The organism is Candidatus Binatus sp., from assembly GCF_036567905.1.
GTDB lineage: Bacteria > Desulfobacterota > Binatia > Binatales > Binataceae > Binatus.
Window position 1 is genome coordinate 25,900 of the sequence record NZ_DATCTO010000047.1, and the last position, 13,420, is coordinate 39,319.

Here is a 13,420-nt window from a genome sequence, read left to right on the forward strand (position 1 = left end):
TCAGTAGCGGCTCAATTCCTCTTCGAGCAGTTGGCGGCGGAACAGCTCCGCGTAAATTCCGCGGCGACCCATCAGTTGCTCGTGGGTGCCGCGTTCGGCAATCTCCCCGTCCTCGAGCACCACGATCTGATCGGAGTCGCGCACCGTGGACGCGCGATGCGAAACCACGATGGTGGTGCGGCCCTGCACGCTCTGCTCCAGGCTCTGCAGCACCGCCTTTTCGGTTTCGGTATCGACGCTCGACAGCGCGTCGTCCAGCACGACGACGGCGGGATTGTAGGCGAGCAGCCGGGCAATAGTGACGCGTTGCTTCTGCCCGCCCGACAGCGCCATGCCGCGTTCGCCGACGATAGTGTCGAGCCCATGCGGCAACACCGCGATGTCCGGCTCGAGTCCCGCGATGCGCGCAGCGTTCTTGATTTCATCGATCGACGCGTCGGTCTTTCCGAATGCGACGTTGCGCGCGAGCGTGTCCGTGAACAGCGTCGGCTCCTGCGGGACCATTCCCACAGTTCGCCGCAGCGCGCCCAGCGCCATCTCTTCTACGTCGCGGCCGTCGAGCAGTATTCGTCCCTTGGTCGGTTGCAGCAGGCGGGCCAGCAGCTTGACCATGGTTGATTTTCCCGAGCCGGTGCGGCCGACAATCGCGAGCTTTTCTCCCGCGCCCACTTTGACGTTGATGTTCTTGAGCACGTAGGGAATCTTTCCGCTGGCTCCGTCGCCATTATTCGCCAGGTAGCTGAACGAGACGCCTTCCCATTCGACCGCCCCATTTATCTCGAGCTTGAGCTCCTCGCCGGCGACGCTATCGGCGCCGCGCGCGTTGAAAATCTCGTCGAGACGTTTCATCGAGGCCTTGCCGCGCTGATAAATCGACAGCATCCATCCAAGCGAGATGGTTGGCCACGCGAGCTGACCCAGGTAGCTCAGGAACGCGACCAGCGATCCGAGCGACATTCGTCCGTTCATCACCAGCGAGCCGCCGTAAATCAGCACGACCATCGTCGAGGTCGCCGCCGCGCCGCGAATCATCGGCATCATCGCGCCGCGGGTGCGGGCCAGCGCGAGTCCCTGCTCGTTGTAAGCGTCGTTGATCTTGCGGAACAGCCCGGCCTCGTGCTCCTCGAGCGTGTACGCTTTGACGACCGGGATACCGGCCAAGCTTTCCTGCACCTTCGATCCGATCGCCGCGATCCCCTCCTGCACTCTCAGGCTGCGCATCATCATCTTGCGCATCAGCCAGCGGATCGCGACGAACAAAACCAGGTAGGGAATGATCGCGAACAAGGTCAGGCGCGGGTTGAGCGAACTCATGAAAACCAGCGCGAGCCCGTAGGTCAGCGGAGTGTTCGAGACCGACAGCACGAACATTCCCGCCATCATTCGAACCGCGGTCAGGTCGTTGATCATCCGCGACATCAGGTCGCCGGTCTTGAACTTCTGGTAGAAGTCGGCGCCAAGCGTGGTGAGATGCTGGAATAGATCGTTGCGCAAGTCGTATTCGATATCGCGGCCGACGTTGAAGATAACGAAGCGCGAGAACCAGCGGACGGTTCCCAGCATCAGCGCGAAAACGATCATCAACTCCGCGTAATGCGCGACCAGGTCGAATCGATGCTTGTCGGTGGCGTTTATCGCGTCGCGGACGAACAAGGGGATGATCATCGCGAGCGTGGCGTTCGCGAACGTGCAAAGGATCCCGAATGCGTATCGCAACCAGTAGCGTCGCGCGTAGAAGAGCAGTCGTTTCATGGGCTGTCGGTTAAATTATCAGGTCTGCGGCGCGATAGAAGTGGCAAACCACCGAAGTTTCAACCGCTTCGGCCCGCACACGGCTCACAGCCCGGTGCGCGATTTCAGCCGGCGCTCGTAGAGCTTCGCGTATTTCAGAAACACGTAGAACGCGGCCGTCATCGCGGCGTACAATCCGCGTCCGCCGTCGCGAAACCCGCCGCGGAGAATATAAAAATTAAAAAACCGCCACGCCGGATTCGCGATCATCTTGAACGGCGTGAACGCGCCGGGCTCCTGCTCCATCGCCGCCCGCGAGCTGAACCGGTTAATCGTCGCCACGTGATCGGCAATATCGCGGTAGCTGAAATGCAAAATCTGCCCGTCCAGCCGCGCGACCCGTCCCTCGACTACGACCTTGTCGTGCGGATCGCGGCCGCCGATGTGCCCGCGTTCGCGGCGGAACAGGCGCACCGGCGTGTCCGGATAAATCGCGTGCGAGTAGTAATGCCCCAGGTGGTACAGAATGCGCCGAATCCGGTAGCCGTCGGCGGGCGCCGGCGATGATACCGTGCGGATAATTTCCTCGCCGAGGTCGTGCGTCGCCTGCTCGTCGGCATCCATCAGCAGCACCCAATCTCCCGTCGCCCGATCCAGCGCCATCTGCTTCTGCTTCACGTAGTTCGTGAACTCGTGCTGCACGACGTCGGCGCCGAGGCTGCGCGCGATCGCGACCGTCTTGTCGGTCGAGAACGAATCGATGATGATTTTCTCGTCGCAGAACCACGCGCTCTTCAGGCACTGGCCGATCAGCGCCGCTTCGTCGCGGGTAATCGTAATCAGCGAAATCTTTGGCCGCTCTGACATCCGCTAAGACGCGTGCTGCGCTTGCGATCGGTCGAGTCCTTCGATCACTTTCGAGGCAATCGACTTGAACGCCGCGCTCATCGTATGCGCCGGGTTGGCCGCGACGATCGGGCGTGCATTGTCTCCCCCCTCGCGCAGTTCGCGCACCAGCGGCAGCTCGCCCAAAAACGGCACGCCCAGCGAATGCGCCAGCGCGGCGCCGCCGCCGTGGCCGAAAATCTCGTGGCGATGGTTGCACTTGCGGCAAACGTAATAGCTCATGTTCTCGACCACGCCGAGCACCGGCACGTGAACTTCCTCGAACATCGCCACGCCGCGCTTGACGTCGAGCAGCGCGAGCTCCTGCGGCGTCGTCACGATCACGCCGCCGTCAAGCGCCACGCGCTGGGTGATGGTCAGTTGCGCGTCACCCGTGCCGGGAGGCAGATCGAGCACCAGGCAATCCAGCTCGCCCCACTCGACGTTGAACAGAAATTCCGTCTCGAGCTTGGTCACCATCGGCCCGCGCCAGATGACCGCGGTCTCGTCGTTGATGAACAGCGCCATCGATATGTAGCGAATTCCGTACCGCTCCAGAGGGATCATGCGCCGCTCGGGCGTGAGCGTCACCGCCTTCTCGACCCCGACCATCATCGCCACGCTTGGCCCGTACACGTCGGCGTCCATCAGGCCGACGCGCCATCCCAGCGCATGCATCGCGAGCGCGAGGTTCACCGCGACCGTCGATTTGCCGACTCCGCCCTTGCCGCTGGCGACCGCGACGATGTGCTTGACGCCCGCGATTGTCCGCGGCTGCGCTATCCCGGCCGCAGCCCTCGGCGCGCTTGGCGCAGCCTGCTCGACCTGGACGTTGACGGCCGGCACGCCCGGCATCGCAGCAACCGCCGCCTTCACCTCAGCCACGATTTTCTCGACGACTTCGGGGTTGGCCGACGCCATCGTGAGCGAGACAGTCACGCCCGCGTACGCGACTTCGATATCCTTGACGATCGCGAACGACACGATGTCGCGGGTGAAGCCCGGGTATTTTATCTTCTTGAGTTCGGCGAGAATTTCATTTGGACTCGGCATTGTGCGGATCGGACCTGTCGATGGTTTCGATTAGAATGCGGCCACGCTATCAAAGCGCGACGCTCATGTTATCATTCCGGGACCTGCGGAAAAACGACGGGTCGAACGCATCGGGAGTTCTATAAGAAGTGAGTAAAGCAGGCGTCGCCGCGCCCTTTTGTCCCCGAGTCCGCTTCAGCGGCGCCGGTGGCGAAGTAGCGGCGCTCGCCGCGGGCGATCTGTCGAGCGGACTAGCGGCGATGCTCGCCTCCAGGATCGAATCGTCCGCCGACGCGTCGATTCCAAGCGCCGAAATGAGAATCGACCTCGGCGATTCGGTGGCTGCCGCGCCCGCATCGCCTGGCGCACTCGAAGGCGACAGCTTCGACGTCTCGCGGCAAGGCGGTGGCGCTGGATCGATCGTGATTCGCGCCGCGACGGAGGGCGGACTAATCCATGCGGCATCGAATCTGCTCGAAAAGCTCGGCGCGGATTTTCCGCCGGGCGCGGCGCCATCGTATCCGCGGATCGATTCCGCCCGCCTTGCCGCGCTGCGACCCTGGCGCGTCACTCCCGCCTTCAAGCGCCGCGCATTCGTGTCCGACATCATGACCTGGAACTACAACTTCGCCGACCGCCTCGATTTGCATCTTCGCCACGATCGCGAATTCATCCCATGGATGGCGCGCCGCGGGATCAACGCATTCTCGTACATCCGCCACGCGCACGACACGCGGCTCAAGATCGACGAGATCGCGCCGCTCCTGCGCGAGCGAGGAATAGACGTCGAATACGGCGGCCACGTCATCCAACTTCTGCTGCCGCGCGAGCGCTTCGCCGAGCACCCGGAGTATTTCCCGGCCGGCGACGACGGCGTTAGAATCGCGCGCGGCAATCTCTGCGTCTCCAATCCCGACGCCGTTGCTATCGTCCGCGCGGGCGCGCTCGCCTACGTTCACGAGCATCCCGAGAACCGGTTGCTGCACATCTGGGGCGCCGACGTATGGCGCGGCGCGTGGTGCCGATGCGGTCAATGCCGCGAGCTCCCGCCGCAGATCCAATACATGGATGTTGTCAATGCAATCGCTGGCGCACTCGCCGATGACTCCAATGCTCCGCCAGTCGCCTATCTCGCCTATCACGACACCATCGATCCGCATCCCGGCCTGCGTCCGCTGGACAACGTATGGCTCGAATGGGCACCGCGCGAGCGATGCTACAGCCATGCGATCGACGATCCGGCCTGCGAGATCAATCCGCGCTACCTCGAATCGCTCAAACGCTACATCGAAATCTTCAACGGTCGCGGTCACGTCTTCGAGTATTACGCCGACGCGATCCTGTTCGGCGGCTTGGGCTTCGCGACGCCTGCGGTAGTGGCGCGCGATCTCCGCGCCTATCGGCGGCTGGGGATTGCGAGCATTTCGTGCCTGACTTTTGGTGCGTACAGCGCGATGGCTTATCCGGTGAACCTCGAGGCATTCGTTCGCGGCTCGCGAGATCCCGATTTCGAGCCTGACGCCACTTTGGTTGAAACGTCCGCCGGCCGGCATCCGCGATGCGCCCCGGAGATGGCCGCTGCCTATCGCGCGGTCGAGCGCGCGTCGAAGCTGTGCCTCGACTATGCCGACGTGATGAGCCCGGTGATGGCGCCCGAGAAGGCCGTGCGCAAGCGAAACGAACTGCGGGAAGCCGCGTTGACGTTCAACGAAGCGATTGCCGCGGCCGACCAGATTGCGCTGAGCCTGGATACCCCCCGCGCCGATGCCGAGAAGGATCTCTGGCGCTATAGCAGCGACGTGCTCGCGGGACTGTCTGACTATCTCGGGGCAATCGGAGAGGCGGGCGCCGATCGCCGGATACGCGGCAAAGCCGCCATCGCGAAAGTCGCGGGCGCCATCGAGCGCATCCGCGAGATCGATCCCGAAATCAAGGGGACCTGGGGCGCTTACGATCTCGAATGGATCCGCGAGCTATGGCTCAGCGCGCTTGCGCGCGGGCTCGATGGAGACGGGAAACCGCCGGAGGAACTGTTCTGATGAACGCTGACAATGGATTCGTACTGTCGCCGGAACTCAGCGCGCTTCGCGACCAGGTAGGGAAGATAATCCGCGAGGAGATTATCCCGATCGAAGCGCGGATCGATCCCGACGCGCCCGAAATTCCCGCGGATGAATTCTGGCCGATCGCGCGCAAGGTGCAAGCCGCCGGGATGTGGTGCATGGGCGCGCCGCGCGAGTACGGCGGCGGCGGCCTGGGCACCTTCGACATGTGCGTGCTGACCGAGGAAATGGCGCAGCATCGGATGGGACTCTACAACCCCGGATGCGGGGTCTTCGGGCGCACGCCGCCGCCGGTGATCTACGCGGGCAACGACGAACAAAAGCGCACCTACGCCGGCGGCACGATCAAGAATGCCTGGCACACCTTCTTTGCGATCACCGAGCCGTCGGGCGGTTCCGATCCGGCCGGCGCGATCCAGTGCAAAGCGGTGCGCCAGGGCGATACCTACGTCCTCAACGGCACCAAGATTTTCATTTCGCATGCGCACGAGGCCGAGTGGGGCGTCGTCTTCACCCGCACCGACGCCAAGGCCGGCCGCAAGGGAATCACCTGCTTCATAATCAACAAGGGCATGGCGGGATTCACGCCGCGGCCGATTCGCACGCTGCGCACTTCGGCGGTGCCCAACGAGGTTCAGTTCGAAGATTGCGTCGTGCCGATCGGGAATCGCCTCGGGCCCGAGGGCGAGGGCCTGAATCTATGCCTCGATCTGCTGACGCGGCTGCGCTTTCCCTACTCGGCGTGCAACGTCGGGGTGGGTGTGGCGGCGCTCAGGATGGCGATCGATCATGCCAAGCAGCGCAGCACCTTCGGCGAACTGCTCGCCAAGCGGCAGGCTATCCAGTGGATGCTCGCGGATTCGGAGGTCGAGTTGCGCGCGGCGCGGTGGCTGACGTGGGAAGGGGCGTGGAAGGCCGATCGCGGCGAGGATTTCCGCACCGAGGCGTCGATCGCAAAGCTCTATTCGAGCGAAGTGCTCGGCCGCGTGATCGATCGCGCCGTGCAGATTCATGGCGGCTACGGCGTCAGCAAGGAGTTTCCCATCGAGCGATGGTACCGCGAGGCGCGCATCCGCCGGATCGGCGAAGGCCCCAGCGAAGTGCATCGGATGGTGATCGCCCGCTCGCTTTTGCGATGAAGACCGAACAAGGAGAGCCACGATGAGTCTGCCGGGGTTGCCGCTTGACGCAGTCCGGGTGATCGATCTGGGACAGGTGTACGCGGTGCCGTACTGCACGCTGCAACTTGCGGCGATGGGCGCCGATATCATCAAGATCGAGCCACCCGTGACCGGCGAAGTGCTGCGCCAGCCGAAAATCCCGCCGGGCGGCGCCGGTTACTCGTTCCTGATGCTCAATGCGAACAAGCGCTCGGTCACGATCAATCTGAAGGATCGGCGCGGGCAGGATATCGTGCTCAAACTGCTCGAGCACGCCGACGTGCTCGTCGAAAACTATCTTGACGGCGTGATGGAGTCGTTCGGACTGGGCTACGAGCAGATCGCCGCGCGGTTTCCGCGGCTGATTTACGCGTCGGGCAAGGGTTACGGCTCGGACAGCAGGTACGCGAAGCTGGGCTCGATGGACAATACGATCCAGGCGTCGTCGGGATTCATCAGTGTCACCGGATTTCCCGACCATCCGGTGAAGACCCCCGCCACTCTCATCGACATGGGAACCGGGAGTCATCTGGTGAGCGGAATCCTGGCCGCGCTGATACATCGCGGGCGGACCGGCCGCGGACAGCATGTCGAAGTCGCGATGCTCGACGTGGCGATCGCCGCGCTGACCAGCGCGGTTGCGCCCGCGCTGCAAGGGATGAAGTTCAAGCGGATGGGGAATCGTCATTGGGGCGCATGCCCGACCAATCTCTATCCCGCGCGCGACGGCGAGATACTGATCTTTTGCCTCACCGAAGCGCATTGGCGCACGCTGGCGAAATTGATGGACCGCGAAGATCTGATCGCCGATCCGCGATGCAGGAATCATGGCGAACGGCTGAAGATTGCCGACGAACTCGACGCGATCGTTTCCGATTGGACCAGCGCGCAGCCGCGCGACGCGATGGTCGAGGGACTGATCGAGGCGGGAATCCCGTGCGCGCCGGTGCGCACGGTCGAGGAAGTGATCGCCGATCCTGAAACCGCTCAGCGCCGGATGCTTATCGATAGCGATTATCCGACTCGCGGTTCAATCCGCGTCGGCGGCACTCCTATCAAGATGTCCGATGCGCCCGAAGACGGACGGCCGATGCGCCGGCCGCCCGAGCTTGGCGAGCATAACGCCGAGGTGCTCGCGTCGATCGGAATTGGCGCCGACGAACTCGAACGCCTCAAGCGCGCCGGAGTCGTCTGAGCGGATGCGCGCCGCACCAGCGGATGGGGTCAGGCGTGGAGCCGCGCGCGGGCGTTTTCGCGCGGCGATCCGGCGCGCGTCGGCGGCCGTATTGGCGCTGGCGATCTCGAATGCGCTAGTCGCGTGCGAGCCTGCGCAATCAACTGGCTATCCGCCCAACGAGACTGGCGCCCCGGCTGAAGTCGGGACACGGCCGCTTCAGCTCTCGCCAACGGAATTCGCGACCGACCTGGTCACGCCCGCCGGAATTCGGGTCAAGACCAACGGCCAGTACAAGACCGAGGCCGCGAGGAAGGCCGCGGCGCTGGCGATCGATCGTTACTGGAACGAAGTTCGTTCTTGCGCGTCCGGCGTGGAACGGCCCGGCGACACCGATGTCCACGATCTGACCGACGAGTTCCCGCGTTATCTGGCGGTTGAGATCGCGAACAACTGGAAGGTGGTCGAGGGACCGGCCACGCATCACAGGATGCAGGCGTTCCCGTCGCTTGAGCGGCGGGGCTCGTGGTCAACCGCGCGGCGCCGGGAGGACGCACTTTACATCGTAGTTGTCCCGGAGCTGAACGGGTTTGGTCCGCAGATGGTCAATGAGCTGAATCTGTGGCTGATGAAGAACGCGAACGTGCCGCCGACGGCGGATTTGGTTACTGCGTGCGCGTCAGTCGCGTGCCTGAGATTCAACTACAACAACGCGCCGTCGCAGACATGGAACGAGTGCAAGCAGTAGCAGGGCTGAGCCCTGCACCCGGTATTAAGGCCGCCCGCCGTTGGCGGGCGCGGCCCCTGCCTACAGCTTAATCCTGCGCTGCCGTCACCCCTGCAAGCCCACGGCGGATTTCGCATTCAATTAAGCGAATTATCCCATGTCGATGTGGAATTGGTTCCTAGAGTGACAGAAAGTCCACATTTTGGTCTGCATATCGTGACATTTTGATGCTGACTACTCTTACTAATGCTGACTGCTCTTATAGTCTCATCGGATGGAGTTGCAGAAGGGCGTGAGGCGGCGCGCGGACGCGCGGCGCTGGTTCGAACTCGAGCCGCCTGCACCCGAACGATTGCGACTGGAGACGTCGCCGCGCGTCTCGACCGTCGCCAGCTACGTGTTCACGCGCGCAGCCGAACGCTCGTGGGAAGTCCTCAATCAGCATATCGCTGAGCCGCAAGGGGCGGTGTTCTGGATCGGCGGCCCGGCAGGATGCGGCAAGACGCATTTCGTTGACTACGTAATCGCGCTGCAGCGGCGGGCCGGCGCGCTGGACGCGCAAAACATCCGGCGCCTGGTGTGCGGGCTCGAGCTGGCCGGGCGGGTGAGTGCGGCAGAAATCGAACTGCTCCTGCTGAGCGTTTTGGCCGAGCAAATCGGCGGCGACCCGCGCGCATCGGGCGATCTTTTCCGCCAGATGCGCGGTGCGGCGGCGTTGAACGTGGGGCTGGAGACCGCCGGGCGGACAGGAGTCAGGGCGGTAACGGTCGCCATAGATTTCGCAGCGTCGCAATGCGAGTCGGCGGCGGAATTCTTTAGAATGCTGGCTCAAGTTGCCGCGTCTTTCCGCCAGGTGAAGTTCACCGTGATCGCAGCCGGGCGCGCGACGGCTCCGGAAGCGGCGCGTGCGCTTGCGGTGGCGCCGCGCGACGCGAACGAGGAAACGATCATCGCGGTGCGGCGCGCGCGACGGTTGGTCGAAGATGCCGAGCTCGACCCCGCCGTCGCGTACGCGGGAATCGATACGGCGGGATTGCCGCCCGACGCGATTTTCCCGTTTCATCCGGTGGCACTGAGCGCGCTTCGAGCAATCGCCACCCGTCCCAATCCAGGTGCTGAAAGTTCCGATCCCGCAACGATCGTATCGCTGTCGCGCCTGGCGCGCGAAGTGTTGTCCTCGCCGAGCCTCGCCGGCGCCGGCCAGTCGCCGGCGCGGCTGATCTACCCACCCGACCTGACGATGAACGCGGTAATTTCAAGCCAGGTCAAGGCGCTCCTGGCTGAAACCGGGCGCGCCGCGTGGAAGATTGCGCGCGACCGGACCGCCGATCTGGACGGCTACGAGAAGGACCTCGCGCGCGAAATAATCGACTCGCTGATCATGGAGAATGTGTGCGGCGGCACGGCGGCGCTGGCGATCGAAGAACTGCAGTCGCGAGTGCCGATGGTCGCGCGCGGCGGTACCGCCGATGAGCGCACGCTTGCGGCCGTGCGGGCGCTGTTGCGCCGATTGGAGGTCTCCACCGGCGGCGTCATCCGTTTCGAAACCGATGCGGCCCGGTTCGACCCGGAGGCCGCCGGCGCGCCGGAGCTCGCGGCGTTCAACGCGGCGCTCGAGCTGGCGCGGCGATTCGATCCGCGGCTTACGCTCGTGCGCGACCGCGACGGACTGGGCGCAAGCCTGAAACGGCTCGGAGCCGCGATGGCTGGCGCGGTCGAAGCGGCAATCCGCACGCGCAACCTGCTCGCGTCGGCGCTGGCGGAAGCGAACCTCGAGATACCCGCGGCTAATCGCGCGGCGATCGCGGAATATATCGCGCTTGCGGAATCGGGCGCGGCGGCGATGCTCGAGGCGGCGGCCGATCGAGCGTATCTTGCGTCGGCCATCCGAATCGCCGGCGTGTACGAGGCGATCGCGGCCGCTTGCGACTCGATCCCGCGGATGCGCTCGATGCGCGAGTTTCTCACCGCGACGGGACTGCGCGCGGCGCCGGGCGAGGCCGGCTTATTGGAAGGCGCCTCGCGCGATTCGGCGGTCGTTTCCCTGGAGACCGAGTGCGAACTGCTCCGAGTCGAGCTTGGGCCGCGAATCCTGACGGGCCCGCCGCGCAGTCTGGACGCGTTGGAAGCACGCTTTCAAAAATTCAAATGGACGTACGTGCAGTGTTATCTGAGCGCGCATGCGCGATGGCGCGTGAAGATGGAGCGGCTGGAGCTGGTCGCCGGCGACGCGCGGCGGTACTTCGACGCGCTCACCCGGCTCAACGCGATCGCCGCGCTGGGTCCCCCCGAAGGCGCGCATCTGGGGGCGCGGGTGGCGGAGCTAAGCGCGCGCGTGGTGCGATGCGAGCTTAAGGACGCAATCGCGCCCGAGACGACGCCGCGATGTTCGAGCTGCGGGTTTCAGCTGGGCGCGGCGTCGCCACAGGCGGAACTCGAGGAAGCGATGGAGGGGATTCGTCGCGCGCTCGAGATCAAACTGGCAGCCCTGTCGCAAAGCATGATCGCGCGGCTGATTCGCATTCACGACCGCGAGCATCGCCTCGAAGGATTTCTGAAGATCACGCAAGCCGCGCAGACTGACGCGCTGGTACGGGTGCTCGACGAAAAGCTCGCGCGATACCTGGCGCAGGTGCTCGACGAGAATGAGACGGCGGATCCGGGATCGCCTCGGCTTCGCAGGCTTCGCTCGAGATAAAAACAAAAGGCGCGCGCGCGGGAGTTCGGCTAGCGAGCGCGGGCGTTGCGTCTTTTCGGTTGGCCGGGAGGAAACGCGCTCGCGCGTTTGCGGCGCGGGCGAACGTTGAGACGATCGAGCAGGCGGAAGTACGAATCGCGGACGATTTCGAGTCCCCACAGCAGGGTCAGACCCAACGCCCGGCCAACTGCGCCGGCGACTTCCTTGACCAGAGGAAGACCGCGCAGCGGCTGGAGGCGAAGCTCGACGCGGGCTTTATCTTCGACGGTTTCCATCAGGGTTCAGAGTAAGTTGCAAGGCGCCCGGATGCAACCATCGCGCGGGCGCCTGGCAATACTGTTATCGCGTCGGCGGATCTCAGAACCAATCAACTACGGCGACGGTGACGCGGCGGGCGCGGCCGGCGCGGCGCTCGCTGCGCTATCGTCTGGGGCAAGGACCGTGATCTTCACGTCGTCGAATTGCGCCTGCGAATCGTCGCGCGCCCAGAGTCCGACTTTGCCTTTGGCTATTTTGTGTTCGTCGAAATCGAAGATCATCTTGTCATCGTCGTAACACATGAAGTGCCCGCTCTGCACCGTGACCTTGAGCCGGTACCAGGTGTCCTTGTCGGTCGGCACGACGCTCTGCTTGAGCGAGACGAGCTGCCCGTTGGTCATCCGCGACAGCGCGAAGTAATCGCTGGGGCATCCCGCAGAAAGCAGGTAGAAATTTTTGTCGTCAACGTAGCGGAAAATGAGACCGCCGGAGCAATCGAAGCGTCCGCCGGCAGATTTGAACTGAGCTTCGAGAGTAAAGTCGGAATACTCAGTCGGATCGGTTTGAATTGCCATTGGGTAATACTCGAGCGCGCTGGTCAGCGACTTGAGCAGACGGCCGGCGGGCAAGCCGAATGTATTGGGCTTGCTCGGCGCGCTCGGATCGGCAATCACCTGCCAATCGCCTTCAAGCGGTTTCCATCCCGCGGGCACTGCCCCGGCTTTGTCCTGATCGAAATCCCACACGTGAACTTCAGGGGTCGGCGTGGCGGTCGGCGTCAGGGTGGCGGTCGGTGTCGCGACCGCTTTCTTTTTTTGCCTTGAATGAGCGGCAGGGCTGATGACCAGCACCGTCATTACTATGCCTGCTGCGACGACTGCGGCGCTTCGCAGCCAAGAATTTCCCGTCTTCATCTATCCTCTCTCCGCCCCCGATGAGCTTTAGGGTCGTAATTCCCAATGTGGTGGATCGACCAGCCAGTCGGCGCGAGTTTCGCCAATGAATGGCGTTGCTGTCAAGCCGACCCTTTTCAGTGAACGTGCAGGCCGCCCGATTGCTGGAATGCCCCAACAACATGAGCTTCGCGCCAAATAGCAATATGGAGACTCAGTTTCGCTTTTTCTTCGATTAGTAACTATTTGAGCTGATAGTCAGTTTATTGCATTGCAGGATGCGTCGATCGCTTGACTGAAGTGGGGCAGAGTGGGATGTTGTGGGACACTGGGGAGGAGACACGGTGTTCAACGGTCGGTTCGACCATTCGATCGATGAGAAAGGGAGGGTGAGTATCCCTGCCCGGTTTCGCGAAGTTCTCCAGCGCGAGAATCACGATCGTCTTTATATCACCAATTTCCCGTTCGACGGAGAGCGTTGCCTGGCGCTGTATCCGCCGAGTCAGTGGGAGACGCTCAACGCGCATCTGCGAACCAAGCCGAGATTCGATCCGCGGGTGCAGGTGTTCGAGACGCTGATCATCGGCGGAGCGCATGAGGTGCCCGTGGATCGGCAGGGACGGATTCTGATTCCGCCCAAGCTGCGCGAATATGCGGCGCTCGATCGCGAGGTGACGTTTTCGGCGCGGCAGGATCATTTTCAACTTTGGGACAAGCAGATCCTCGAGAAGGTTTTGAAGGCCACCGAGGAGAAGATATTGGATCCGGAATTTTTTTCGAAGCTGGGTCTGTGACGAGT

General features: G+C 63.4%; 11 protein-coding genes. 6 read left to right on the forward strand and 5 right to left on the reverse strand.

The window, feature by feature from the left end; translation table 11 throughout:
* From VIO10_RS07785 to VIO10_RS07795, 3 genes are all read right to left on the reverse strand, one after another.
* Positions 1-1,752: an ABC transporter ATP-binding protein gene (locus tag VIO10_RS07785; protein ID WP_331961873.1), complete on the reverse strand. Its 1,752-nt coding sequence runs from the start codon at positions 1,750-1,752 to the stop codon at positions 1-3.
* A gap of 84 nt (positions 1,753-1,836) precedes the next feature.
* Positions 1,837-2,598: a glycosyltransferase family 2 protein gene (locus tag VIO10_RS07790; RefSeq protein WP_331961876.1), complete on the reverse strand. Its 762-nt coding sequence runs from the start codon at positions 2,596-2,598 to the stop codon at positions 1,837-1,839.
* Positions 2,599-2,601: 3 nt separating this feature from the next.
* Positions 2,602-3,669 carry an Mrp/NBP35 family ATP-binding protein gene (locus tag VIO10_RS07795; RefSeq protein ID WP_331961879.1) on the reverse strand — a complete coding sequence of 356 codons (1,068 nt, stop codon included), beginning with the start codon at positions 3,667-3,669 and terminating at the stop codon, positions 2,602-2,604.
* 128 nt (positions 3,670-3,797) lie between these two features.
* Between VIO10_RS07795 and VIO10_RS07800 the strand changes: the two genes are divergently transcribed.
* From VIO10_RS07800 to VIO10_RS07820, 5 genes are all read left to right on the forward strand, one after another.
* A complete protein-coding gene (locus VIO10_RS07800) occupies positions 3,798-5,687 on the forward strand; it encodes a DUF4838 domain-containing protein (protein ID WP_331961882.1) in 1,890 nt (629 codons plus the stop codon).
* A complete protein-coding gene (locus VIO10_RS07805; RefSeq protein WP_331961885.1) occupies positions 5,687-6,850 on the forward strand; it encodes an acyl-CoA dehydrogenase family protein in 1,164 nt (387 codons plus the stop codon). The genes VIO10_RS07800 and VIO10_RS07805 overlap by 1 nt, the downstream gene beginning before the upstream one ends.
* A 22-nt stretch (positions 6,851-6,872) precedes the next feature.
* Entirely contained in the window at positions 6,873-8,066 is a 1,194-nt protein-coding gene (locus VIO10_RS07810; protein ID WP_331961888.1) for a CoA transferase, read from the forward strand.
* A 4-nt stretch (positions 8,067-8,070) separates the two neighbouring features.
* Positions 8,071-8,793 carry a hypothetical protein gene (locus VIO10_RS07815; RefSeq protein ID WP_331961891.1) on the forward strand — a complete coding sequence of 241 codons (723 nt, stop codon included), beginning with the start codon at positions 8,071-8,073 and terminating at the stop codon, positions 8,791-8,793.
* 253 nt (positions 8,794-9,046) lie between these two features.
* Positions 9,047-11,470: a hypothetical protein gene (locus tag VIO10_RS07820; protein ID WP_331961894.1), complete on the forward strand. Its 2,424-nt coding sequence runs from the start codon at positions 9,047-9,049 to the stop codon at positions 11,468-11,470.
* A gap of 29 nt (positions 11,471-11,499) precedes the next feature.
* Here the strand turns inward: VIO10_RS07820 and VIO10_RS07825 are convergent, their stop codons facing one another.
* Both VIO10_RS07825 and VIO10_RS07830 read right to left on the reverse strand, forming a co-directional pair.
* On the reverse strand, positions 11,500-11,745 hold the full coding sequence (locus VIO10_RS07825; protein WP_331961897.1) for a hypothetical protein: 246 nt from the start codon (positions 11,743-11,745) through the stop codon (positions 11,500-11,502).
* Between the two features lie 96 nt (positions 11,746-11,841).
* Positions 11,842-12,642: a family 16 glycoside hydrolase gene (locus VIO10_RS07830; protein WP_331961900.1), complete on the reverse strand. Its 801-nt coding sequence runs from the start codon at positions 12,640-12,642 to the stop codon at positions 11,842-11,844.
* 323 nt (positions 12,643-12,965) lie between these two features.
* Between VIO10_RS07830 and mraZ the strand changes: the two genes are divergently transcribed.
* Positions 12,966-13,415 (forward strand): division/cell wall cluster transcriptional repressor MraZ, encoded by a 450-nt coding sequence (mraZ, locus tag VIO10_RS07835; RefSeq protein ID WP_331961903.1) that lies wholly within the window; start codon positions 12,966-12,968, stop codon positions 13,413-13,415.
* The last annotated feature ends 5 nt before the right edge of the window (positions 13,416-13,420 follow it).

Excerpts from the sequence above, each read along its gene's own strand:
- VIO10_RS07785 (WP_331961873.1), bottom strand. The coding sequence starts at position 1,752 with ATGAAACGACTGCTCTTCTACGCGCGACGCTACTGGTTGCGATACGCA.
- VIO10_RS07790 (WP_331961876.1), bottom strand. The coding sequence starts at position 2,598 with ATGTCAGAGCGGCCAAAGATTTCGCTGATTACGATTACCCGCGACGAA.
- VIO10_RS07795 (WP_331961879.1), bottom strand. The coding sequence starts at position 3,669 with ATGCCGAGTCCAAATGAAATTCTCGCCGAACTCAAGAAGATAAAATAC.
- VIO10_RS07805 (WP_331961885.1), top strand. The coding sequence starts at position 5,687 with ATGAACGCTGACAATGGATTCGTACTGTCGCCGGAACTCAGCGCGCTT.
- VIO10_RS07810 (WP_331961888.1), top strand. The coding sequence starts at position 6,873 with ATGAGTCTGCCGGGGTTGCCGCTTGACGCAGTCCGGGTGATCGATCTG.
- VIO10_RS07815 (WP_331961891.1), top strand. The coding sequence starts at position 8,071 with ATGCGCGCCGCACCAGCGGATGGGGTCAGGCGTGGAGCCGCGCGCGGG.
- VIO10_RS07820 (WP_331961894.1), top strand. The coding sequence starts at position 9,047 with ATGGAGTTGCAGAAGGGCGTGAGGCGGCGCGCGGACGCGCGGCGCTGG.
- VIO10_RS07825 (WP_331961897.1), bottom strand. The coding sequence starts at position 11,745 with ATGGAAACCGTCGAAGATAAAGCCCGCGTCGAGCTTCGCCTCCAGCCG.
- VIO10_RS07830 (WP_331961900.1), bottom strand. The coding sequence starts at position 12,642 with ATGAAGACGGGAAATTCTTGGCTGCGAAGCGCCGCAGTCGTCGCAGCA.